Raw genomic sequence first — 24,152 nt, 5'->3', positions numbered from 1 at the left:
AGTTTTTTTTAATTAAGTTTAAAATTAGGGAGACTGTTAATGAGAAAACTATGAAATTATCTGAGCAAAAACGCATTCATATTCTAGATGCTGCAGAGCAGCTGTTTTTTGAAAATGGGGTAGTGCATACCAGCATGGATGAAGTGGCTAAAATGGCTGTGGTATCTAAACGTACTGTGTACAACCATTTTGAAACAAAAGATGCGCTTTTTTACGCCATTATTGAACGCATGATGGGGCAACTTAATAATATTCAAACAGTTATATTTGATGAAAATAAGCCGCTTAAAGCACAGCTTTTAACTATCGCGGAGCATGAAGTTTCGCTGTTTCGCTCCGACAATTTTTTACGTGTTGCTAAAATTGCTTTTTTGCAAATGTTGCAAGCCCCCGAATTTGCTAAACAACTGAGCGCCAATTCAATTGGCTGTATGACGTATTTAGAACAGTTTTTAACTGATGCAGTGTCAGCACATAAAATGCAGATTGATGACAAAGAACTTGCAGCCAAGCAGTTTGTTTATCAGTTGAAGTCTCATATCTTTTATCCACGTTTATACGGTTTCGATGTGCTCAGTGAGCAACAAGAAGCCTATTTAATAGATCAAACGATTGAACTGTTTCTAGCGCGCTATGGCTGTGGGCAATAACGCTGTTACTGCACAATTTCAGAATATATCTATACTTTCTGGATATTGATTTAATAAACAAACTGGATTTTATGCGTTTTGATGTTTGTATAATCTGCTTTATCTCTTTGTTAGGTGCATTACCTACAAAGGCCGAACAAATCACTGTTGCAGCGGCACATTGGCGCGAATTTTCAGAGCCAGGAGGTGAGGGGATTTACCTTGAATTGGTCAAGAAAACCTTGGTAAATAAGCAGTTAAAATTTGACGTTGGCAGCTATGCGCGCGCCAAGCGCCTGTTTAAAAATCAAAAAGCAGATGTGCTTGTTGGTGTTTATAAGAGCGATAACGAGCTATTGGGTGATGTAGTTTATCCAAAATATTATATAGATATGGAATTCCCCATTATTGCTATCTACAACCCGCGCACAACAAAACTGCGCCACAGTGAGGACTTTAAAGATTTAACTGTTGGGTGGTTTGAAGAATACGCTTACAACCGTTATGTGCCAGAACATGCGCAGAGCTACCGTTTTACCGATATTCACAAAGCGCTAGTGTTATTGGAATCAGGTAAAGTAGATGTCGTAGTCGATCATATTTACAACTTAACGGAACGGCAAAAACGGATGTTCGAAACCCTCGAGTTACAGGGAAAAACGCCAATTTGGTTGGTTTTTCATGACAATGATCGAGGGCGCTTACTCAAAAATCAATTTGAGTTAGCGTTTGAGAAGCTTTATCACTCAAAGAAGCTGGCAGAGGTGTTTGGTGAGCATTATGAGTATGCTAACTTCCCGAGTCTGTTTTTCAATAAATAACGCGAAAAGTAATCCAACTTAATGGCAACACCATATAACTAATTTGAGATCGGATTAAGCAGTTAACTTACCATTTTTACTCCGAACTCAGGTTTTTTTATTAAAGGTTAATTAAGAGAAGTAATACGTGTCATTAGGTCGCCCTCGCAAGGAAAAAGCACACCCGCAACAGCAGCAATATTTAAAAGCGGTGATTACGGCGCTGCAAGCTGATCCTGAAAAACTAAATATCGTAAAGCAGAATATTGCGCATTATCAAAACCAAGCATTTTTAAAACGTGGTTTTTTGCGTGCACTGGAACGAATGGAATGGCTTTTTGAAGCAAACCTAACCATTGATGAATTTTGTCAACAAATAATGGCAGATGATTACATTGGTAACCGTATAAGACGTTACCCACTAATCTTTAAAGGGGTATTAGATAAGGCGTAAATAAGAATGGTATTTGGTATCAAGGTTATCCCCAGAAATGGTGTGTAAGTCTGTTTAAAAGTGCTACTTTTTAAATGCAATCAAGGTACTAAGGAACGTCATACTTTTGTCACAAAGCATAACGTTGCCTCATTATAAATTATGGTTGTTCTAAATTGGTCGTTTACATATTGCCAAGTTTCACCATCATGGCGGTATACATTTTTAAGTTAAGCGCCATTTGCTCTGGTGTTAAATACTCGTGCTCTGAATGACCTGTATATTTTTTACCTGGCATTGACGGGCCAAACGACACGGCGTTATCAAATAGCTTAGCATTAGTGCCCCCACCAATTGAAACAAAGCTTGCATCTTCATCGCCAGTAAAATGCTTAAAGATGTCTAAAAGCGCTTGGGCGTGCGGTGCATCATCAAGCAGCATCGGCGTGCCAATATGAATTTCCACATCGTTCAACGTCACATTGTTGTTAGCTTGCCAATTGTTAAGCGCGGTATCAATTTGTGATTTTAATAGCGATTCTGTTTTACCAACTGGGCGGCGTAAATTAACCGATAATTTAAGACCCTCTTCGCTGCGTTTTAGAAGTGTTGGCGCGACAGTCATTGGCCCCATAAAATCGTGACGGTAGGCAATGTCACCAAATTGTGCGCCGTATAAATCAAGGCCGAAAAGTTGATTAATAAATTCAATGGCCTGACCGTCGCTGTTATTCTCTAGATCAATACCTTTGAACACTTCTGCCAAGTGAGCGATGGCATTGTGTCCTGCTTCTGGCTCAGATGAGTGCGCTGATTCCCCTTTAACACTGACAAGTACGCTATCGCCTTTTGCCGTAAGTGTTACTTGTACATCTTTCAGTGCATTTATGTTTTGCTTAAGTATGTTAAGCGCTTGCGCATCCGCATTATGAAGTACCACACTGGCATCTTCAGGTATTTGGCTAACAAATGCACCGCCTTTTAACTCGCTAACATAAACACCGGTTTGTGGTGATGAACCTGTAAATGTTGGGGCAACTAAGCTCCAGCCTTTTTCGGCAACAACCACAGGGTAAGAAGCGTCAATGGTCACAGCATATTTTGGTTGTTGATAGCGTTTCATAAAGCGCTTTAGTGGTTCCCAATCTGATTCTTCAGCAAGGTATACCATCAGTTCGATACGATTGTTTAGCGTAACATTATTATCTTTTAGCGCTTTCATGGCATAGAGTGCAGTAGCAATTGCGCCTTTGTCGTCTTCGGTACCTCGGCCAATTAACTTACCTGGCTCAGAGGTGCTATCGAGTACAAATGGGCTCTGCTGCCATTTTGTAGGGTCTGCTGGTTGCACATCACCATGGGTCACTATGGTTACTTTGTCTTGTTGCTCACCCATGCCAATTAATACGGTATGGCCAAAATCTTGATAATCTAAATCAAGCTCCGCCGCTTTAATTTTTAATAGCGATTTAAAGCCAATAAAATCTGGATTTTGCGGTGTATCGATGTCTTTCTTATTAACGGTCGGAAACGACACCATATTGGCTAACGTATGTATTTGCGCATTTTGGTATTCTGCTACGGCGTATTGTGCCAACTCATCGGTAGATGGGCTAACAGATGCAAACGCATGGCTTGCAACTAATGCAGCACATGGAAGAAGAGCGAATTTCAAGGGGCACTCCAAAGGTAATTAAAGGTGTAATAAGCCCCAAGTGTAACACTGCTGAACACTAAAAAAAGGGTTTTACGATCAGCTCGATTTATGTTTTTGATGATTTATAAAACTGGTAAATAGGCGCTGAAATAATTCGCTTATATCGGGTCGCTCTTGGGTGTGCTCAAACAAGCTGGTATGCACATCGGCTATTGCACGATCACCTTGTTGATGATGTTGGTAACACAAATTTACAGGTGCAACTAAGGTTGGCATATCAGCATTTACTAAAATGCAGGCCTGCGCCAGTATAATTTTTCCACCACCTTTTTTTAGTAATACACGTTGGGCTGTGCCGACGATTTTTTTACCTTTAATATTAAGATTGTAATCACCATCGCAATAGCTACCGGGGGTGGCGTGGGTTTCAACCTTAATATTAAACTGTTCAAAAAACGAAGATAAAATAGCGCAAAAATCTTTGTAGGCGTTTGGAATAGAGTAGGGAATATGTTCTTCTAAAACATACATATAAGATACATTAATTACCCCATCACATTGTGGTACAGGGGCGCCGCCAGTTTTGCGGGCGTAGAGTTGCCAATCGGTTTTCTTTAGCTTTGTTTCGAGCGCTTCAGTTTGTTGCCATTTATTACCTGATGGTAAAACCAAAGTTGGCTTATCGCTTTGCCAAAGTAACAGTGCTTGGTCTAAATTGCCGTTTTGCAGTTGGCTAATTAATTCATTTTCTTTCTCAAAAACCGCTTCAACTGAGATTTGGTTGAAACGAAGTACTTTGGCTTTTACTTTTGACATTGCTAATTAAAGATTAACTTTTTGCTTAGCATACCGCAGTTTGTAATTTTTGACAGTGCCTCGTTATATCAACAAACAAAAAGTTTTAATAAGAATAATGTCTTAGCTTGATTTAATAATGCTAGCTGACATATATTTGCGTTGTAATTAGGTGACTATTGTTTTTTTATAAACAATGTTTAAACGGGAATCCAGTTAAAATCTGGAACTGCCCCCGCAACGGTAACTGTGAGCGACAACCACCACTGTCTGTTTATGATGGGAAGGTGCTGTCAAAGCGATGATCAGGAGTCCGGAGACCGGCCTAGTTCACTCGAGTACTGCGGTGGGCGGTGAGCAACGAGAACACAGTCGCTTTTATATCAATTGCAGTAATTTGTGGTCGCGATAATTGATCATCTAATTACCTGAAACCGATATTGTTATTCCTTGCAGTAACAGGCAAAGGCGTGTGCCTTGTATCTTGTCATGTCCTATCGCATCAATTCTAGTATGTGGAAAAATTATAATGACAGATCGTTCAAGTTTATTTACCCCAATTAAAGTGCAACAATTCTCGTTGCTGATTTATGCGTTGTTAGCGCTATTGATGATAGCCACCCGCCAGTATCACTTTGCGTCTGCGCTTCATTTGCCAAGTGCCAGTACAGCAATTTTCTTTATTTTAGGTTTGCTGGGGTCTAAGCACCGTACTTTTGCCGTATTTGTGGTACTAAGTGTGTCGATTGATTTAACCAGCAGCTATTATCGCGGTGATTTTGGCGATTGTATTACGCGCTCATACCCATTTTTATTTGTTGGCTACTATGTGCTGTGGTGGGCGGGTCATAAAAGTTTGCAACTAAAGCTCGATGAAACAAAGCGTTCGGTTGCAGCAAAAACGCTAATGGCACTGGTAAACTTATGGCTTGCAAGCTCAATTGCATTTCTAACCTCAAACGCGAGCTATTATTGGTTATCGGGTAAATTTAGCGATATGTCGTTAAGTACTTACTCAGAGCGTGTAGCACAGTATTACGCGCCATATGTTACTAGCCCGTTTGGCTATGTGGCGATTGCGTTGGCATTGTACCTTGCCTGTTATTACTTAAAACCACACACCAGCATTTTAAAAACAACTCACCATGGCAGTTAATTCGCCGGTATTTTGCCCAGCACTTGTAATTAGTGCGCCAAATTCGGGGGCGGGCAAAACCACAGTGACCGCGGCCATGGCACGCTATTTTACAAATATGGGTAAAACGGTTCAGGTGTTTAAAACCGGGCCTGATTTTATTGATCCAATGATTTTAGAAGCGGCATCAAACCGCCCTGTGTATCAATTGGATCTTTGGATGGTGGGCGAAAGTGAATGTCAGCGTATGCTGTACCAAGCCGCTATCGTTGCAGATCTTATTTTGATTGAAGGCGTAATGGGGCTGTTTGATGGCACACCAAATACTGCCGATTTAAGTGACTTATTTGGTATTCCGATTTTGGCGGTGATTGATGGTTCGGCCATGGCGCAAAGTTTTGGCGCCTTAGTTCATGGCTTAGTTAATTATCAGCCAAGGCTTAATTTTTACGGTGTGATAGCCAATAAGATCGCAGGTCAAGGACATGGCGAAATGGTTTTGCAATCAATAAACGAAAAGGCATTAACGCAAGACTACTTTTTACGAAATTCCCAAATTAGTTTGCCTGAGCGCCACCTTGGCATTATGCAAGCAGGTGAGTTACAACATATCGACTTGTATTTAGAACAAGCCGCACAGCAATTTGCTAACTCACACTTTAATCAATTACCCAATGACGTGGTGTTTTGGCCTTCAAAAGAGGGAGATGATGCAAAGCAATACGCAGATTTTAAACGTGCTAAACCACTAAAAGGCCAACGTATTTTGGTTGCTAAAGACAATGCGTTTTCGTTTTTGTATCGTGCCAATTTGGCGATGCTGGCAGATTTTGGCGCAGAGCTAAGCTACATTTCACCATTACAGGATAAAACCTTGCCAAAGGGTGATGCGCTCTATATTCCAGGTGGGTATCCGGAGCTTTATGCTCAGCAATTAAGCCAAAATAATGCGTTTAAACAAGGGGTAAAACAGTTTTCGCAAAGTAACAAGCCGGTCTTAGCGGAGTGTGGCGGTATGCTCTACTTATTGGATGAATTAATAAGTGAAAATACACACTTTACTATGTGTGGCGTGTTAAATGGCAAAGCAACCATGAATAAAACCCTCTCTAGCATTGGTCAACAATATGTCGATTTAAGCGCTGTTTATCAAAATATTGCTGAACCTTGTGAAGTGCGAGGGCACAGCTTTCATTATTCAAGCGCCGAAATTAACCTAACCGCTTTAGCGTATTCACAGTTTTATCCGCGTCACACGCAAGCTGAGGCAATTTATGCGTGTGACAAAATACTCGCATCTTATATGCATTGGTATTTTCCTAGCAACATGGCGTTTTTTGTTACGTTTTTTAATGGAGAAGTAACACGGGATGAGTGATTTTAGAAAAGCGGAATGGCCTGAGCGCATAATTTGTTTAACGGAAGAAACCACAGAAGCACTTTATTTAATGGGTGAGCAACACCGTATTGTTGGCATCTCTGCTTATACTGTGCGCCCTGAAAGAGCTAAACGTGAAAAGCCTAAAGTTTCGGCGTTTATAAGCGCTCGCATCGATAAAATTATGTCATTAGAGCCCGATTTAGCATTGGCATTTTCTGATCTTCAGGCTGATATTGTGCGTGATTTAATAAAGCAAGGCGTCAATGTGCACTGTTTTAATCACCGCAGTATTCAAGAGGTGTTGCAAATGATCCGAACACTGTCGGCATTGATTGGCGAGCCACAAAAAGGCGAAAAACTAGTTAATCAATTGGTGGATAATCTAAACACGATTAAAGCAAGTGCAGCTCAGCTTACAGTAAAACCTAAGGTGTATTTTGAAGAGTGGTTTGATCCACTTATTACTGGCATTACTTGGGTCAGTGAATTGGTAGAAATCGCCGGTGGCATTGATTGTTACAAGGAATTTGCCAGTGAAAGCCTTGCCAAAAATCGCATTATTAAAGACCCATGCGAAGTAATTGAAAAAGCGCCGGATATTATTTTTGCAGCCTGGTGTGGTCGCCCTTTTGTGCCTGAGAAAATGTTATCGCGCGAGGGCTGGCAAACCATTCCGGCAGTGATAAACAAGCATGTCTATGAAATCAATTCGAGCGATATTCTGCAGCCAGGTCCGGCCGCGCTAACGGATGGCATAAATCAAATTCATCGTATTATTAAAAACTGGAGCACACAGTACGCAACTTAATTTCTAGGGTCTGGCATGTATTTAGCAACTTAGCTTTGTATTCATGTTTTTTCGGTTTTAAACACGAAAAACGCCTAATAATAGTGCAATGTTGCACTAAAAGGATGCAAAGATGACAGTGTACGAAGTTAATTTTGATGGGTTGGTTGGCCCAACCCATAACTACAGCGGCTTATCGTTTGGTAACGTCGCATCTAAAAATAACGCAAAGCAAATCGCCAATCCGAAAAAAGCTGCGCTGCAAGGCCTTGAAAAAATGCTGGCGATGACAAAGCTTGGCTTAAAGCAGGGCATTTTACCGCCGCAGGTTCGCCCAGATACTTACACACTTAGAAAGTTGGGTTTTTCAGGTAGCGATAAAGACGTAATTACAAAAGCAGCCAAACACGCGCCGCAGTTTTTAAAAGCCTGTTATTCGGCATCCTCAATGTGGTCGGCAAATGCGGCAACGGTATCGAATAGTTTGGATTGTGACGATGGCAAAGTGCACTTCACACCTGCCAATTTAAGTAACAAACTACACCGCGCCATAGAAGCCGAGCAAACAAGCCGTACTTTTAAAGCTATTTTTAACAATGCACAGTATTTTACCCATCATGAGCCACTACCACATCATCCATTATTGGGCGATGAAGGGGCGGCAAATCACACACGTTTAGCCAATTCTCATAACGCAAAAGGGCTATCGCTCTTTGTTTATGGTGAAGATGCGTTATCAGAAATAAAACCAAACATTTACCCTGCAAGGCAAACGTTAGCTGCCAGCGAGGCCGTTGCTCGCGCACATGGTTTGAGCGAAGCAAATTGCTTATTTGTGCAGCAAAACCCAAATGTTATTGACCAAGGTGTATTTCATAATGACGTAATCGCAATTGGTAATGAAAATGTGCTGCTTTATCATGAAATGGCATTTTATCAATCCGCACGTGCGGTTGAAACTATAAACACAAAATACCAAGGTGATAAACCACTACACTTAATTGAAGTCAGTAGCGATTATGTGAGTGTTGAAGATGCAGTTTCAAGCTACATTTTTAACAGCCAGCTTATTACATTACTAAACGGCACTATGGCTATTGTAGCCCCTACCGAATGCCAAAATAACGATAAAGTGGCGACCTATCTTGCGACGCTTTGTGATGAAAACAATCCCGTTTCTCAAGTGATTTATTTTGACTTGCAACAAAGCATGAAAAATGGCGGTGGTCCAGCGTGTTTACGTCTTCGCGTGCCACTAAATGAGTTGGAATTAAGCGCCGTTGCCCCTGAATGTTTAATGGATGAAGCGAAATACCATACCTTAACAGCCTGGGTTGAGAAGCATTATCGAGATGCGATTGCAGAAGATGATTTAGCCGACCCAAGCTTACTTGTAGAAAGCCAAACAGCCCTTGACGAATTAAGCCAAATTTTAAAGCTTGGTTCAATTTACCCATTTCAAATGGACTGACGATAATGAGCTAAGAATAGCGCTGTTGGCTTGAAGCGGATTTATGATTACTATACGGCTCTGTAATCATTAAAGTTATATAACGAATGGATTTCTCGCAGTTAAACTTTAAATATTCTTGGCGTCCGTATCAATCCCGAGTGCTTAACGCTGTTGATGAACATCTTGAAGATGACAAGCTGCATATCGTTGCAGCGCCAGGGGCCGGAAAAACCACACTGGGCATTGAAGTATTCAAGCGATTAGCACAAAACGCACTAATTTTGTCTCCGACGCGTGTCATTCGCGATCAATGGATTGAACGTTTAGCTGATTTTGTAGACTGTGATAATCCATTTGAATTGGCTTGGGTCAGTAATGACTTGCATACTCCTAGAAGCTTTACATCAATTACCTACCAAGCATTACACGCTAAAATCTCTCAAAATGAAGACGCACAATATGAGTGTGATGAGCAGGAGAATGAGCCAGCAACACTCGATTCTTGTGAAGTAAATGCGTTTATTTCAAGTTTGAAAAATGCAGAAATAAGCGTACTTATTTTAGATGAGGCACACCATTTACGACAGGAGTGGTGGAAAGTACTTACCGCAGTATGTGACGCACTGCCACAGATTACACTGGTCTCTTTAACTGCTACCCCACCTTATGATTCTGATGGTCATGAGTGGGGAAAGTACGAGCAGTTGTGCGGTACTATCGACGAAGAAATATCAGTACCAGAGCTGGTCAAAGCAAATACCTTGTGTCCTCATCAAGATTACGTTTGGGCTGTTGATGCGTCCGCTAATGAGCGGTCAAAATTGCGTGAGTTTGATGCGCGCGTAAAACAGTTGTTTAAGCATTTATTGGCGAACGAGACATTTTTAGACATGTGTAAGCATCATACTTGGCTTACACAACCACAAGTCAGTACCGCTGATATTATTAAGTCTCCGCATGCGTTGATTGCAATTTTAGTGTTACTTAAACACACCAAACAAGCACTACCACAAAACGCGTTAGCGCTGCTTGATTTAACGTGTGAAGATGTTCCTAAGCTAACTCGGTCGTGGTGGCAAAAGTTAATAGAAGCAATGCTTTTTTCAAAAACATTTGCACAGAATGATGAACAAGAGCGTTTTATTACTGAGCTAAAAAAGCAGCTTAGAGCTTCCGAACTTCTGCACAAACGCGATTTAATGTTAGCGCATTCTAATCGGCTCGAACGTTCACTTTCACTCAGTTCAGCAAAAATTAAAGGGTGCCTTGATATTCATCGCATTGAATACAAGAAAAGACAGCAGCAACTTAGACAAGTGATCCTGACTGATTTTATTAGAGATGAGTCACTGTCCAATAATACTCAAATTGGTGAAACAACACTTGGGAGTTGGCCGGTATTTGAGATGCTCGCAAAGCATTCAAACATTAATGAAGATGTAGCGTTACTGACAGGACGTTTATCAATTGTTCATGAAAGCAAAGTAGCGTATTTCAAAAGTGATGATGCAAGTGAAAAGCTGGGATTTACGCCTATCACTGGGCTTAATGGTTATGTAAAGGTAACCGGCTCTTTGAACGTACTTACTTCATTATTTACCAAGTTACTGTGTGATGGTGATATTAAAACCTTGATTGGGACACGGGCATTGCTTGGAGAAGGTTGGGATGCACCAGTAGTAAATTCTTTAGTGTTAGCAAGTTCGGTTGGTTCGTTTATGTTGACGAATCAAATGCGAGGAAGGGCTATTCGTCTTGATAAGTCGTCACCTCAAAAAGCAAGTAGTATCTGGCATTTGGTTGCGGTTGATAAAGAAAGCTATTACGGATTAATTGACTTTAACAACTTACAAAGGCGTTTTTTAACGTTCGTTGGGTTAGCTGAAAACAGTAACGCGATAGAAAGCGGATTTGAGCGGCTTGATTCAAAATTAGCGTTTTATTTTAACACAACAAGTTCAATGAAGTTTGCGGTATATGCCAACAACAAGCAGATGATCAAACGCTTTAAAAACATTGAGCAGCTACCAGCCAAATGGCAACGTGCATTAACTATTGATAAAACAGGCCGTACCTTGCCATCCGTTGAAACCCAAGCAGTTACGCGGTTTAAAACAGTCCATTTAAAAAATACGTTTAAGTACTTAACGCAAGAGCTCTTGTTGGGAATGATGAGCGCCCTTGCAATGAGTCTGTCATTTATGAAATACCCGCAGTCAGTAACAGTAATGTTATGGTTTTTAGCAGGCGGATTTACGTATGGATTTGTTAAAAACTTACCTAAAACACTCAAAGCGTTGCGCATAATGCTTTTGCATTTACCTGTCGATGGATCATTGAAGCAAATTGGTAACGCGGTGATTGAAACATTAGCGAAAACAAATAAGCTTACAACCCCGCTCAGAATGCTTGATATAAAAACATCCCAGGGTTATGACGGAGGCTTAACAATTGCACTTACAGGCGGTACATTTTATGAATCGTCGTTATTTGCAGATTGTGTGGCTGAGGTACTGGCACCAATTGATAACCCACGTTATTTAGTTGTTCGAGAAGGTGACTTCGCGGGGCTTGCACGAAAAGACTATCATGCGGTCCCAACGTGTATTGGGGTAAAAAAGCAATTTGCAGAGCGCTATGTGGTTGCATGGAATAAATACGTAGGGTCAGCTGATTTGATTTATACACGTAACTTTGAGGGAAGAAAATCGTTACTTAAAGCGAAAATGCATGCGTTTTCGTCGGTGTTTGCCAACGATATGAGGCGTGTTGATAAATGGCATTAAGCAATACCTTATTAAAATTGTGATTAGTGCTTGATACAACACTAATCACATAGTCTCATGCTAATTTCACGTGGTTACCCAGTATTTCGCATACCAGTAGCAATACCTGCCATGGTAACCATTAGCACTTGCTCACTTTCAGGGTGCTCAGGTTTATTGCGTAAACGTTTTAAAGCCTCAATTTGCAACAAATGCAGTGGCAATAAATAAGGCTGGCGTAATCTAAACGAGCTTAAGTTCCAAGGATCGCTTTCGAGCGTATGAGCTTGGTTAAGCAATGTCAGTACTGCTTGTTCATCTTGCTGTAATTGGCTGCGTAGTTGTTCACCTAAACCTTGTAGCTCAGGTTCTACAAGGGCTGCGTCATACAGTGCTGATAACTGCGGGTCGGACTTTAAATACACCATTTCAGTTAATGAAATACGGGCTTTAAAGTACGGCCAGTTTTCCAACATTTCGTTCATCAGCGCGGCATTTTCTTGATAAAACGCTTCAATTGCTTGACCAAGTCCTAACCAACTTGGCAATACTAAACGGTTTTGGCTCCACGCAAATATCCACGGAATAGCACGCAGTGATTCAATACCGCCATCTGAGCGGCGTTTGCTTGGACGCGAGCCAAGTGGCAACGATGATAACTCTTGCTCAGGTGTTGCTTGACGGAAATAGCGCACAAAATTTGGTTCTTCGCGAATATAACCGCGGTAAATTTCACAACTGAGCGATGCCATGTTGTTCATAAGCGCTCGCCATGATGCTGGCGGCACAGGTTGTGGGTGAATTAGGCTTTCTAAAATCGCACTGGCATACAAGTGCAAACTGCGCACAGCAAGGTTTGGCAAACCAAACTTATAGCGGATAGTTTCACCTTGTTCGGTGACACGTAGGCCACCATCGAGTGTACCCGGCGGTTGCGATGCAATTGCATCGTGTGCAGGACCACCCCCGCGACCAATGGTACCCCCACGGCCGTGGAATAATTTAAGTTCCACCTCAAATTGTTTAAATACCTGTACTAGCGCTTCTTGCGCTTGGTATTGTGCCCATGTGGCCGCTAATACGCCCGCATCTTTTGCCGAATCACTGTAGCCAATCATCACATATTGCCGCTTTTTACAGCGTGTTAAATATTGCTCTATGTTTAGCAAGTCGCCCATGACTTTTGGCGCGTTGTTTAAATCATCCAATGTTTCAAACAGCGGTGCAATTGGCATATCCCAACTAAACCCAGTGGCTTTCATTAAAAGATTAACAGCAAGTACATCGCTTACTTTGCTGGCCATCGAGATAATATAAATACCGAGCACTTCACGCGGTTGCTTAGCCACCATGGCAAAGGTATCGAGCACTTCTTGTGTATTTTCACTCCAAGTGACATTGGGTAATAATGGACGCGGGTTATTTATTTCGCCGAGTAAGAACTCAACGCGGCGAGTTTCATCCCAAGTAGCGTAACCGCCTAAATCGAGCGCGTTTACAATCTCGCCAATGGCTTCATCGTGGCGTTCGCTGTGTTGACGAATGTCCAGCTTAACCAGTGAAATGCCGAAACATTGCACCTTGCGAATTAAGTCAAGCACTTGTGAATTTGCAACGCGGGTAAGGCCGACGGCTAATAAGCTATTACGGCATGCTTTTAATGGCGTCAGTAAATCTTCAGAAGATGAAATTGCACCTTTGGTTTTGCCATCACGCAACAGCGTGATTGACTCTTTAAGTTCACTAATTAACTTGGTGATCACCGCGCGATACGGGCCAATATTATTAATATCCGCTTCAATTAAATCATCGGTTGCCTTATGCATAGATAATTCTAAATAAAGTGATTCAAAGTCCGTTAAGTAGAGCTCTGCGGCAATTAATCGCGCTTGTAAAATGGCTTGTTTACTGAGTTTGGCGGTAACAAACGGGTTACCGTCTCTGTCGCCTGCCATCCAGCTGGCCATAGTAATTGGCACAATATCTTCAGCCAGCGGCTCGCCAATCAGGGCTTGTGAAAGATCATCTAATTCGCGAACAAATTGTGGTACCGCATGCCATAAACTGTCGGTAATGGCGTGCAAGCCCCAGCGAGATTCATCAAGCGGTGTTGGGCGCTGCTGTCTAATTTCATTGGTATGCCATGCTTGCTCAATGATTTCTTGCACGCGTTCACTCAGTGGTGCTTCCCCTTTACTGAGTTCATCGGCAACTTCGTTGTATTTATGAATAAAAGTGCGGCGGTTAACTTCGGTTGGGTGCGCAGTTAACACCAGTTCGATATGCAGCTTTTTAAGCGCTTGTTTAAACGCGTTTGCATCAATACCGGTTAATTTGTCTGAAAGAGAGTCAAGCGGGTGGGGCAAATCAAGCTCTGCTAAGCCTTGCTCACTGGTTGTGTGTTGTTGCTCTGCCACATTCGCGAGGTTTAAAAACTGGCTAAATGCACGAGCATGAATTAATAAATCTTGTTCAGTACTGTTTGCAAAGATCGTTTGTAGATCATCAATTGCATGGTTTTCACCTGCCACAATGCGCTTACCTAAAAGGCGTACTTCTTCAATTTTATCAACCCAACCATCGCCTTTGTCTTCGGCAATTGTTTGGCCGAGTACTTCACCTAACGCGCGTACATTATTCGATATGGTTTCTAACATAACTTCCTCATTCCCTAATACAAAGCATCACCACCTGCGTTGTTGTTCTGAGATGCAGGTTGTATTTTATGCATTTATAAGTCAAAAATTAGTCTATGCGCGCAGTTTAATAAACGCTAATATATATTTATGTAAATATGTATAAATAAAAATCTATATAGCTATGCGGTTACCCACAGTTAGGCAATTACAGCTCTTAAAAGCGCTCGACCAATACAAAAGTATTTCTTTGGTGGCGCAGCAGTTACATGTATCCCAACCCTCGGTGTCGATTCAGTTAAGGCAATTAAGCGAGACTATGGATATGCCGGTGTATCGCCAGCATGGCAAAACCATTGTGCTTACCGACGCAGGAAAAGCGCTACTAAAGTGCGCTAATGAGGTGTTTACCAGTTTTCATAATTTATCAGTATCGATTGATGAGCTTAAAAGCGTGACATCCGGCTCGCTTAATTTATGTGTAGTCTCTACTGCCAAGTATTTTTTGCCGCTAATTTTAGGGGCGTTTTGTAAGAAACACCCAAAAGTTGATATCAATTTAAAGATTGGTAACCGCCAAGAAGTTAAAGAGCGCATAGAAGCCAACGAAGACGATTTTTACTTTTTTAGTCAGTGCCCTGAACGTCCCGAAATTATAAAAACCCCGCTACTCGATAACGAACTGGTAGTAATCGCCCCTGCAAGGCATGAACTGCATTTGCAACACGAAGTTAGTTTAAACCGTTTATCGCATTACCCATTTATAATGCGTGAAAAAGGTTCTGGTACGCGAAATTTAATTGAGCAATTTTGTAAAGAGCAGCAATTAACCTTGAATGAAAAAATGACCATCGAAAGTAACGAAGCAATAAAATATGCGGTTGCATCGGGTCTAGGCTTATCTATTTTAAGCCGTCATGCGCTCGATTATGGTGAAGTACCGGGTTTGGTAAAATTAGATGTAAAAGGGTTTCCTATTCGTAGTACGTGGTTTTTAGCTAAACGCCAAGATAGAAAACAAAGCTTACTTGCCAGTGCGTTTGAAACCTTTATGAAAGAGCAAGGTGTGGCCATTTTAGAACGCTCGCAAGTGAGTACTAAAAGTGCATTATCCAGCTAGAGTTTTAGTGGGTTTTTCTGCTACTATCCGGCTCAGAATAAATAATTAGAACTAATGGAACTGAGGCAGTAGGTGTCTGAATTTGATAAGGAAAATAGTAATCCTTTTACTGGGTTAAGCACAGAGCAAAGTAAGCAGTTACATACTTGGTATTTAAATGAGATAAATAGTCAATTAACAACGCTGCTAAAAGGCAGCCAGTCAGGGATAATTTTAGAAAGAAAATTAAACCAAGCGCTTACCAAAGCAGCCAGCCCTTTAGTAACTCAAACCACTCAGCACAATACGCACAATTTTAATTTCAAGATTAAAAATGGTAGTGTGCTACAAGAGCTTAAAGACACCCGCGATGTATTACAAAGTGCCCAATTGCGTATTGCCCAATTGCAAAAACAGCAGCTTGAGAAAGGCGAAAATGAACTTGCGTTAGAAGCCGAAGTAAGCCGTTTAAAAGCAGAGAACCGAAGCTATCGTAAGCGTTTAAGTAATTTGCTACAAAGTGCAGATAGCCAAGGTGGCAGCTATTTAAAAGTACATTTTGTTGGGCGTATTTTTGTCCATGCGCTTAAATCGAGTTTTGCCGATTGGCAGCAAACTGAAAAAGGCAAAGCGTTCCAAAATAAAGATTTTTACAGCTTATTTCCGCGTGTATTGTACCGCGGCTTATTAAAAGAATTGGAATTATTAATTGGTCAAAGTGATTACTCTCGGATCAATCAAACACTTTCAAGCTATGTATATCAAACCAAAGGCGTACCAGTAGAAAACTGGCCTGATGAAGACCCAATTTATAACACGAGACTCATAAACCAAAAGCAAAATGAACTGCTGTTTACGCTTCGCACCCATCACGATAAGCGTAAAAACTTTGCTAACTACCTTGAGAAAAAACTCGAGAAAACCGGTTTTACCCCAATGCATGGTCGGTTATTAGTTAATTTAATTCAGCATGCCACCGACAAACAGGCACTTGACCAAAGGCAATGATACTCAAAACCAAACGTACACTGATTGATGTGCCAAACAGTAATGATACACAAGCCCTGTTGTCGTTTATTAATGAGAACAAAGCGCACTTAGCACCGTGGGAGCCAACGCGCGATAAGCACTATTACACTAAAGTGAATGTGCAGAATCTAACTAATGGTTATCAAACGCACCTTAATAATCATAACGCGTATCATTTTGCCGCTTTTGATTTTGAGCGCCGCGAAATAATGGCAATGTGTAACTTTACTAATGTGGTGCGTGGGCCATTTCAAGCGTGCTATCTAGGTTATTGTGTTGCTGAAAAATACCAAGGGCAGGGCATTATGACTGAGGTAGTAGAGGCTGGGCTCGATTATGTCTTTAACGAGTTAAAGTTGCACCGTGTGATGGCAAACTATATGCCACATAATACAAAAAGTGCCCAGTTATTAACGCGTTTAGGTTTTGAAAAAGAAGGGCTGGCTAAACGCTATTTAAAAATAAATGGCATATGGCAAGATCACGTGTTGACTGCCAAAATTAACCCTCAGTTTATAGATGACTAAAAGGCCTGTTTGAATTCATCTCCAAGGTGTTGCAGGGGCTTTTATGTAGTGAGTTATTAAATAGCCCCATGGCAGTACGAGTGGTGTAAGAATAACCCCCAAAGCACAGGCAAATACCAGCTCTTGTGTGTATTCATCGAGAGAGTGATTTAAATACATAGGTAAAGCATAGGCTAAAAGCCAAAACACTTTCCAAATAAGTTCAAGTAACAGTACTGGTAACATTTTAAGTGGGTACTTTATGCCAAGCAGCGAGAGAAGACAAAATCCCATTAACATGGCATTGATAATGGTGTCTGAATCGGCAAATCGGCCCGAGCCAGAAACCACGTCAGGTAGCGTTGTTACTCCTAAGCCAAACGCAATAAACGCATACATTGCCCTTAACAGGTAAATTCTAACTGTGCTGACTTTATCCATAAATATATGCTCCCTAGCTTTGTACTCCTGAATTTAGCTTGATTAAGCTTTTCATCACAGCTTTATTTGTAACAGATATTTTAAAATAGAACCATTCCAGTTCTTGTGTAAGTGATCTAGTTACATTAAAGCCTCGTTTTTTAACCTTACAAATCAGATAAAATATTCACCCCCTTAAAACACTATGATTTTAAACGTGTTTATGATTAATATGAGCAAGTAATTAATAAAAGGGACATACCATGTTAAAACAGATTATAGGCGGTACGTTATTGTTATCAGCCGCGCAGCTTTGGGCTAATACCTTTACACTTACAAGTAATGATATTGCGAACGGTGAAATGCTCTCAAATAAGCACGTTTTTAAGGGCTTTGGCTGTGAAGGTGAAAATGTATCGCCGCATTTGAAGTGGAGCGGTGCACCCAAAGAAACCCAAGCGTTTGCTGTATTTGCCTATGATCCAGATGCGCCAACTGGTAGCGGCTGGTGGCATTGGCAGGTTACAGATTTACCCGCGAGCACTACCGAATTAGTAGCTGGCGCTGGCAGTAGTTCAGGTCCACAACTACCCGAGGGTGCGGTGCAAATTAATAATGATTTTGGAGTAAATGGCTTTGGTGGCGCGTGTCCACCAAAAGGGCACGGTATTCATCGTTATCAATTTACTGTGTTTGCGTTAGCAAAGCCGCTTGGTTTAAAAGAAAATAGCAAAAGCGCGGTGGCAGGGTATGTGGTGAATGCCAATACACTGGCAAAAGCAACAATTGAGGCGGTGTATAAACGCGATTAACTTATTTAAGTTGTAAAGTAAAAAGCCAGTAAATGAATACTGGCTTTTTTGTTTTGACTGTAAAAAAGCAAAGATGTTTACGCTGTTTTAGCCGTTTGTTCAGTTGCAAGCTGCTCTGTGATAAACGCTGGGCGCTTTAATTTATTCATAATGAGGTAAAGTAAAAATACCACCACAGCAATGGCACTACACACTAAAAACAGGGTGCGACCGTCAAACATATCAAACAGTAAACCACCGCCAATGGGCGCAAAGGCATAGCCTAAATCGTAAAATGCGGTTGCGCCAAAATATGCACCACGAAGGTTAGTTGGCGCAATGCGGTCAACATGTACGCTCATGGTAGGAAATAAAATGGCTTCGGCAAGGCTCATGATTACAACCGCGCCTAACCAACCTGCAAAAAACGTAAGTGGATTAAAAGCAAACCAGATTTGCGAGATGATAAGTAACACCAAGCCAAAACGAATACGCACTAAAATTGGCCGCGACGCCATTAATTTAAGCAGTAAAAACTGACAGGTAATAATCACTAACGCGTTAGTAAAGATCATTGATGAAATAAGTTCTAGCAAGTTATTTGCACCCTCACGAGTAAGGTATTGCACCAGTGAACTATCCATTTGACCATAAATAAAAAAGCACAAAATGTTTGCCAAAATAAGGCACTGTAACAGCTTATCTTGTACTAACACGCTGAATGTTTGTTTAAAGCACGTTTTTGTTTTTGGAGTTTCGTTGCTTGGCGCAATTTGTGCGTTATCTATATCCACTTTTGATTGGATTTTATCATGATGTTTAAGCCCCCAGGTTAGTAACACAAGTAAAAAGGCAAAGGCGTAAACAGTGATAAAAAAGCTTGATTGCTCGCCGGTTAAGCCAAGCCAAACCCCTAGCATTGGGCCAACCGCACAGCCAACATTAACCGCAAAATAAAGTGATTGCATCGCAAGTTCGCGGGTCGCTTTTTCTGGAATAATATCGCCAATTAAAGCCGATGCAAGCGGTCGCCAAAGAGAGGTAGCAATAAAACACAGTGTAATCACTATAGTGAACATGACAATTGTGTCGGCAATAGCAAGCAAACTAAACGAGATAATATAAAGCACACCTGTGGCGTACATCATAGGTTTGCGGCCAAGTTTATCTGACACGGTGCTGCCAACAAAACTGACAAACACCGAAATAACCGCAGCGAGCGACAATACCGAGCCCACTTCGGTTGCAGAAAGGGCAAACTTTTTATACAGAATCACTGCCAAAAATGGCCACACCATATAAAAGCTACCGCGCGTTATAAACGAGCCAAATAGCATAATCCACATTAATGGCGGAAACTGCTTTATACTAGAAATTGAAATATCATTGTTCATTATTTTGTTCTTATTACTGTGAAAAATGGCATGCTAAAACCTCAAGTTTGGTTTAGATCAAGCCAGTTTTTAATCAAACCTTGCACTATTGCGCTGCTCATATTTAATGCGCAGGTCTATTGTTTCGCGTGAGCTCAGTGGATAACTTAAATTTACATGAGCAATTAGCTGCACGTAATACTAGGTGTTTAGCGCTTGTATCGCATTGTTTTTGATTAAATAAACGTTAGTAAATTTTCGTAATATGTATCGTTTTTCACTGTGCTTGTTCCTTATTTTCTTGTAAGGTAGAAATTGAAAATGCTCGTAAAATGAGCATTTAATCTTGGTTAACAACAAAAGTGATGTTTATTTTTAGGATGTTAAACATCTGGCCGACGATGGCTTTATGTAATCAAGGTTTGCTGTGAGAGTGCTTTTGAGAAACAAATTCAACTTATACTTCAATAATACAAGGAGAAGTAATGAAATTACCATTAGTCAGTGTGTTAGCTGGCTACTTTCGTTGTCAGCCCACGCGAAAGACCCGAACGTTCTCGCCATTATGGTGGATAATGTGGCACAGGTTTCTTTAAGTGCCTATTCACATGGCATGACCTACAACACTCCCAATATCGACCGAATTGCCAATGAAGGCGCCTTATTTACCGATCATTATGCCCAGCCAAGTTGTACCGCAGGGCGTGCAGCGTTTTTAATGGGGCAATTACCGGTGCGCACAGGACTGACAGCGGTTGGTCAGCCCGGCAATCCTTTGGGCATTAAAGAAGCCGATCCAACCATTGCTGAGTTTTTAAAAGATAAAGGCTACATGACGGGGAAATTTGGTAAAAACCACTTGGGTGACCTTGACGAGCACTTGCCAACGCGCCATGGTTTTGATGAATTTTATGGCAATTTGTATCATCTGAATGTGTCAGAAGAACCTGAGCAGGAAGATTACCCAAAAACTAAAGAATTTAAGAAGAAGTTTGGCCCGCGCGGTGTGATTGAAGCGTATGCCGATGGCCGTATAATTGATACAGGTCAGCTAACGCGTATACGCATGGAAACATTTGATGAAGAAGTGTTGGCGCGAAGCCTAGATTTTATGGAGCGCGCGGTTAAAGCAGATAAACCCTTCTTTATTTGGCATGCGCCTAGTCGTATGCATGTTTACACGCGCTTGAAACCAGAGAGCCGTCATCTTGCCACTCATATTAGTTCTGAAGAAGATGTGTTTGGTAGCGGCTTGTTAGAGCATGATGGTCATGTAGGGCAGCTTCTCGATAAGCTCGATGAGCTAAAAATTGCCGACAATACCATTGTAATCTACACCACAGATAATGGCCCTGAGCAAAGTTCGTGGCCTGATGCGGGTACAACCAAATTCCGCGGCGAAAAAATGACGACATGGGAAGGCGGTGTGCGTGTGCCGTTTATGGTGCGTTGGCCGAAAAAAATTCCAGCAGGGTTAAAGCTGAACGGTATTTCTTCGCATGAAGATGTATTCCCAACGATTGCAGCAGCAGTAGGTGAGAAAAACTTACGAAAAGCAATGGAAAAAGAGTTTAAAGTATATATCGATGGTGAAAACAACCTTAATTATTGGCGTGGCAAAAGCAAAAAATCTGCGCGTAATCACTTCTTTTATTATTACGAATCGCAGTTAACCGCAATTCGTGTTGGCCCTTGGAAAATGCACTTTGCATCAAAACCAGGTGGTCGTTATTACGAAGATTTGGTTACCCATACCATGCCTAAACTGTTTAACTTACGTAAAGATCCAATGGAACATTACGATGGCGTAACAGGCTTTCATCAAATCATGAAAAAGAGCTGGGTATTTCAACCTGCCATTGCGATGCTAACGGAGCATATTAAAACATTTGAAAAGTTCCCACCGCGCCAAGAAGCAGCGTCGCTAAATATTAATGAAGCGATTAAAAAAGCGAAATCGGTATCGACAACACGATAATCGAATAAACCCACTTGGCGTTTGCTAAGTGGGTTTACCTTTTCGATATAATCGTAATGCGCAAGTCTAGCGTGCGGTAAAAGTGACGGTTAGCAGTTATTCTTACGCCTTTTCATAACCGGCAATAATCGTGGTATGCGCAACAGAAGAATCAAAATATTCGGTTTTACCGCTAAGTACGAGTCGTCCGAGAAGAACCTATCAGCGCTTTGTTTTGTTGGAAACACAATGGTAAACACGCGGTTAATCGGCACATCTACTGCGGACTTTAAAACCTCAGATACCACAAAGTCGTAACCAAACCCGCCACCATACTGCTCAAGTATGGGCGTCATCGCATTTCGATACTGCGTATACATTTGGTTGTTTGTTACTTCTAACCCAACTAAATATTCGAACATCTAATAACTCCTTTTGCTATGGGCTGATAAAATTTACGCGAATATCAAAGTTGATGTTGGAGCGTTACAATGCGTATGTGGACGGGTTCCATCGCGGGTACTGTGTATTGTTCACGTTTCATTAGGGTCAGTGCACTTTGCCAGTCTGCAATATTATTATTGTGAATACCGCTAATGAGCTTTGCTGTAATTTCTGTTGGTGTTGTGAACGGCGGGTTACTTTCAACTGTGGCAATAAAGCTATCTAGATCACTTTTTTCTTCGCTGTTCACCGTAATTTTAATGGCTTTCTCGTCGTTTGATTCGTAATACTCAAACCCCGATTTACTGCGAATAATCACTGCATTGCGATTTTTAATTTTTATCGCACCAATCACATCTTCTGGCATCATAAACGACTTAATTGTCAGTAATGTCGACCATGAAACTTGTTCATTTAAGTTTTTACGTAGGTCCTTTGGAGAGCTAGTGTCGTAGTTGCATTTTATGCTTTCTGGTGACAAATCGAGCGATTCTTTTAGCACAGTCACTATATCTAGCTGTTTAGTAACGTCGGTATGTTGTTGGTAGGTTTTGTGAGCGTATAGGTCGACTTTTTGCCACGTGTTTGCTTTTTCTTCCTCAGCGTAGTTGAACACTAACAATGGATGCAGGCCCAATAGGTCAACGGTAACTTGTTTATCATTTTTAAGCACTACGGGCGCGCCAAAATCGTTTGCGTTTATTTGTTTAAAGGGAGTTGCAGCGCCAGCTGAGTAGTTTTGCCACGTTGTTGCAGTGTGAGGTTGCTTGTTGAAAATTTCTTTCACTTTTAAGCATTTGGCGGTTAAATCAAAGGCTAAGCTAGTGTGAGTAGTCGTCAATAACGCTAGTGCCAAGATGTAATTTCGTTTCATAAGATCCCTCTTTTTTTTAAAATCTAAGGTGATACAACACATTTATATGTGCCGCACTAGTTTTGCTTTATTTAATACGAATGTCGTTACAGACACGTGGCAAAATGTCTTCTGTTAACCCTGCAGGCAACTGCTTCAACTTGGCGTCTGAAAGCGCGTCTATATTCGTACCATTTATAATCTTGTTTATCCAAGGCGCAAAAAATGATGTTCGGCTGTAAACCTCGCTAACACCGTATTTGCCAATATTACCGCCCTCGACACGTGAACTAATACCGTAAATAACGCCTGTATTATTTTGAAATGTGTATGCCGGGCCGCCGCTGTCACCGCCACCGGATACGCCCTCGAGTGGCAGCGCGTTCTCACCTTTATCGAAGGTGAACTTTAACAGCGGACCTTGCGCCAATGTCACTTTGTTTTGTGCTTTGCGCATTTGACCTTTGTTTTCAAAATTATCAACTGTTTGGCCCGTTAACCCATTTCCTGTGCCACCAATACCAATAAACCACAGGTTTTTGTTTAACTCATCAGATTTTGTGTTGAATGAGAAAGGCGTGACGCCTAAAACGGGTTGTTGTAATTCAATTAAGGCAATATCGTGGCTTAGCCCCGGAGTGTAATCTTTATGAATATAAACACGCTTAACCGCGTAGTGTTTTTTGTTAAGTAATATGGGAGAGTTAGGCTTCACGCAAAATGTCGCATGGGCTGCTGTTAATACCCAAGTTGGCGCTATAAGCGTGCCATGTGCGCCGTCAAAATAAAATGTAGCTAATTGAGGTAACTCAGTGCTTGGTACTTTGTATTGTGCATCAGCAATATCGTGCCTAATGATTATTGCTTGTGCGCAAACGGATATGCTTAAAAGTAAGGTTAACAGGTATTTCATTCGCGCTCCTTGCAAGTATTGCGTTACAAACAATGGTTCAAATGCCGTTGTGCTTTTTTACACTGTGTGAATGGCAGCAATCCCTGTGTAATTAGCTAGCTTTAACAATTTATAGTTGTACCAGATATTGCAACGTACTGCTACCGCTCAATTTTATCGCTTTTGTAAGAGATTGTAAGCTTGCGTTAAAGTGCATTTTATATTTAGCAAATTCTTGCATGCGAATACCTCTAGGGGTGTATTAAATTAGAGGCTATGTGTTTAATTTCGGTACTTTGTTTACTGTGTTTTTATTG

Annotated in this window: 21 protein-coding genes and 1 riboswitch; of the genes, 13 read left to right on the top strand and 8 right to left on the bottom strand. The window is 41.3% G+C overall.

All coding sequences use genetic code 11. From position 1 onward, the window contains the following. Nucleotides 1-50 precede the first annotated feature (50 nt). The 3 genes from ACXAFE_RS17430 (at nt 51) to ACXAFE_RS17420 (ending at nt 1,883) form a co-directional block, all read left to right on the top strand. Nucleotides 51-650: a TetR/AcrR family transcriptional regulator gene (locus ACXAFE_RS17430; RefSeq protein WP_475155562.1), complete on the top strand. Its 600-nt coding sequence runs from the start codon at nt 51-53 to the stop codon at nt 648-650. A gap of 71 nt (nt 651-721) precedes the next feature. Beyond that, the gene (locus tag ACXAFE_RS17425) at nt 722-1,450 is read left to right on the top strand and encodes a hypothetical protein (RefSeq protein WP_475155557.1); all 729 of its coding nucleotides are present in this window, start codon (nt 722-724) and stop codon (nt 1,448-1,450) included. A 127-nt stretch (nt 1,451-1,577) separates the two neighbouring features. Continuing rightward, the gene (locus ACXAFE_RS17420) at nt 1,578-1,883 is read left to right on the top strand and encodes a hypothetical protein (protein ID WP_475155555.1); all 306 of its coding nucleotides are present in this window, start codon (nt 1,578-1,580) and stop codon (nt 1,881-1,883) included. Between the two features lie 163 nt (nt 1,884-2,046). Here the strand turns inward: ACXAFE_RS17420 and ACXAFE_RS17415 are convergent, their stop codons facing one another. Both ACXAFE_RS17415 and ACXAFE_RS17410 read right to left on the bottom strand, forming a co-directional pair. Beyond that, nucleotides 2,047-3,537 carry a dipeptidase gene (locus tag ACXAFE_RS17415; protein WP_475155552.1) on the bottom strand — a complete coding sequence of 497 codons (1,491 nt, stop codon included), beginning with the start codon at nt 3,535-3,537 and terminating at the stop codon, nt 2,047-2,049. A gap of 78 nt (nt 3,538-3,615) precedes the next feature. Beyond that, nucleotides 3,616-4,335: a lipoate--protein ligase family protein gene (locus tag ACXAFE_RS17410; RefSeq protein ID WP_475155547.1), complete on the bottom strand. Its 720-nt coding sequence runs from the start codon at nt 4,333-4,335 to the stop codon at nt 3,616-3,618. A gap of 132 nt (nt 4,336-4,467) precedes the next feature. Beyond that, nucleotides 4,468-4,657, top strand: a riboswitch (cobalamin riboswitch). A gap of 186 nt (nt 4,658-4,843) precedes the next feature. Between ACXAFE_RS17410 and ACXAFE_RS17405 the strand changes: the two genes are divergently transcribed. From ACXAFE_RS17405 to ACXAFE_RS17385, 5 genes are all read left to right on the top strand, one after another. Next, nucleotides 4,844-5,470 (top strand): hypothetical protein, encoded by a 627-nt coding sequence (locus ACXAFE_RS17405; RefSeq protein ID WP_475155542.1) that lies wholly within the window; start codon nt 4,844-4,846, stop codon nt 5,468-5,470. After that, the gene (locus tag ACXAFE_RS17400) at nt 5,460-6,827 is read left to right on the top strand and encodes a cobyrinate a,c-diamide synthase (protein WP_475155538.1); all 1,368 of its coding nucleotides are present in this window, start codon (nt 5,460-5,462) and stop codon (nt 6,825-6,827) included. Before ACXAFE_RS17405 ends, ACXAFE_RS17400 begins: the two co-directional genes overlap by 11 nt. Next, nucleotides 6,820-7,638: a cobalamin-binding protein gene (locus ACXAFE_RS17395; protein WP_475155533.1), complete on the top strand. Its 819-nt coding sequence runs from the start codon at nt 6,820-6,822 to the stop codon at nt 7,636-7,638. Before ACXAFE_RS17400 ends, ACXAFE_RS17395 begins: the two co-directional genes overlap by 8 nt. Nucleotides 7,639-7,750: 112 nt before the next feature. After that, nucleotides 7,751-9,088, top strand: a complete 1,338-nt coding sequence (gene astB / locus ACXAFE_RS17390; RefSeq protein WP_475155529.1) for an N-succinylarginine dihydrolase — start codon at nt 7,751-7,753, stop codon at nt 9,086-9,088. An 86-nt stretch (nt 9,089-9,174) separates the two neighbouring features. Beyond that, a complete protein-coding gene (locus ACXAFE_RS17385) occupies nt 9,175-11,856 on the top strand; it encodes a DEAD/DEAH box helicase family protein (protein WP_475155527.1) in 2,682 nt (893 codons plus the stop codon). A gap of 74 nt (nt 11,857-11,930) precedes the next feature. Here ACXAFE_RS17385 and ppc read toward each other — a convergent pair whose 3' ends face one another. Next, complete coding sequence (gene ppc / locus ACXAFE_RS17380) at nt 11,931-14,492, bottom strand: phosphoenolpyruvate carboxylase (RefSeq protein WP_475155523.1); 2,562 nt, start codon at nt 14,490-14,492, stop codon at nt 11,931-11,933. Between the two features lie 163 nt (nt 14,493-14,655). Here ppc and ACXAFE_RS17375 point away from each other — a divergent pair, with 163 nt between their 5' ends. The 3 genes from ACXAFE_RS17375 to rimJ all read left to right on the top strand — a co-directional run bounded on the left by ACXAFE_RS17375 (nt 14,656) and on the right by rimJ (nt 17,126). After that, on the top strand, nt 14,656-15,591 hold the full coding sequence (locus tag ACXAFE_RS17375; RefSeq protein WP_475155519.1) for a LysR family transcriptional regulator: 936 nt from the start codon (nt 14,656-14,658) through the stop codon (nt 15,589-15,591). Nucleotides 15,592-15,663: 72 nt separating this feature from the next. Further along, nucleotides 15,664-16,578, top strand: a complete 915-nt coding sequence (locus ACXAFE_RS17370) for a hypothetical protein (RefSeq protein ID WP_475155517.1) — start codon at nt 15,664-15,666, stop codon at nt 16,576-16,578. Then, the gene (gene rimJ / locus ACXAFE_RS17365) at nt 16,575-17,126 is read left to right on the top strand and encodes a ribosomal protein S5-alanine N-acetyltransferase (protein ID WP_475155512.1); all 552 of its coding nucleotides are present in this window, start codon (nt 16,575-16,577) and stop codon (nt 17,124-17,126) included. The genes ACXAFE_RS17370 and rimJ overlap by 4 nt, the downstream gene beginning before the upstream one ends. Nucleotides 17,127-17,141: 15 nt before the next feature. Here rimJ and ACXAFE_RS17360 read toward each other — a convergent pair whose 3' ends face one another. Then, complete coding sequence (locus tag ACXAFE_RS17360) at nt 17,142-17,546, bottom strand: hypothetical protein (RefSeq protein WP_475155510.1); 405 nt, start codon at nt 17,544-17,546, stop codon at nt 17,142-17,144. Nucleotides 17,547-17,788: 242 nt separating this feature from the next. Here ACXAFE_RS17360 and ACXAFE_RS17355 point away from each other — a divergent pair, with 242 nt between their 5' ends. After that, complete coding sequence (locus ACXAFE_RS17355; RefSeq protein WP_475155506.1) at nt 17,789-18,337, top strand: YbhB/YbcL family Raf kinase inhibitor-like protein; 549 nt, start codon at nt 17,789-17,791, stop codon at nt 18,335-18,337. A 77-nt stretch (nt 18,338-18,414) separates the two neighbouring features. Here ACXAFE_RS17355 and ACXAFE_RS17350 read toward each other — a convergent pair whose 3' ends face one another. Continuing rightward, nucleotides 18,415-19,710 (bottom strand): MFS transporter, encoded by a 1,296-nt coding sequence (locus tag ACXAFE_RS17350; RefSeq protein ID WP_475155505.1) that lies wholly within the window; start codon nt 19,708-19,710, stop codon nt 18,415-18,417. Between the two features lie 556 nt (nt 19,711-20,266). On the opposite strand from ACXAFE_RS17350, the gene ACXAFE_RS17345 reads away from it, so the two are divergent. Next, nucleotides 20,267-21,667, top strand: coding sequence for an arylsulfatase (locus ACXAFE_RS17345; protein ID WP_475155502.1), 1,401 nt, complete (start codon nt 20,267-20,269; stop codon nt 21,665-21,667). An 89-nt stretch (nt 21,668-21,756) separates the two neighbouring features. Here ACXAFE_RS17345 and ACXAFE_RS17340 read toward each other — a convergent pair whose 3' ends face one another. The 3 genes from ACXAFE_RS17340 to ACXAFE_RS17330 form a co-directional block, all read right to left on the bottom strand. After that, nucleotides 21,757-22,068 carry a DUF1330 domain-containing protein gene (locus ACXAFE_RS17340; protein WP_475155500.1) on the bottom strand — a complete coding sequence of 104 codons (312 nt, stop codon included), beginning with the start codon at nt 22,066-22,068 and terminating at the stop codon, nt 21,757-21,759. A 44-nt stretch (nt 22,069-22,112) separates the two neighbouring features. Beyond that, a complete protein-coding gene (locus tag ACXAFE_RS17335) occupies nt 22,113-22,964 on the bottom strand; it encodes a hypothetical protein (RefSeq protein WP_475155497.1) in 852 nt (283 codons plus the stop codon). 67 nt (nt 22,965-23,031) lie between these two features. After that, nucleotides 23,032-23,856: a trypsin-like serine protease gene (locus ACXAFE_RS17330; RefSeq protein ID WP_475155494.1), complete on the bottom strand. Its 825-nt coding sequence runs from the start codon at nt 23,854-23,856 to the stop codon at nt 23,032-23,034. Nucleotides 23,857-24,152 lie beyond the last annotated feature (296 nt).

The sequence above is a fragment of the Pseudoalteromonas sp. ABV4_021 genome (assembly GCF_056159365.1).
The sequence above is the reverse complement of the archived record's forward strand: the minus strand, read 5'-3'. Positions and strand labels throughout refer to the sequence as shown.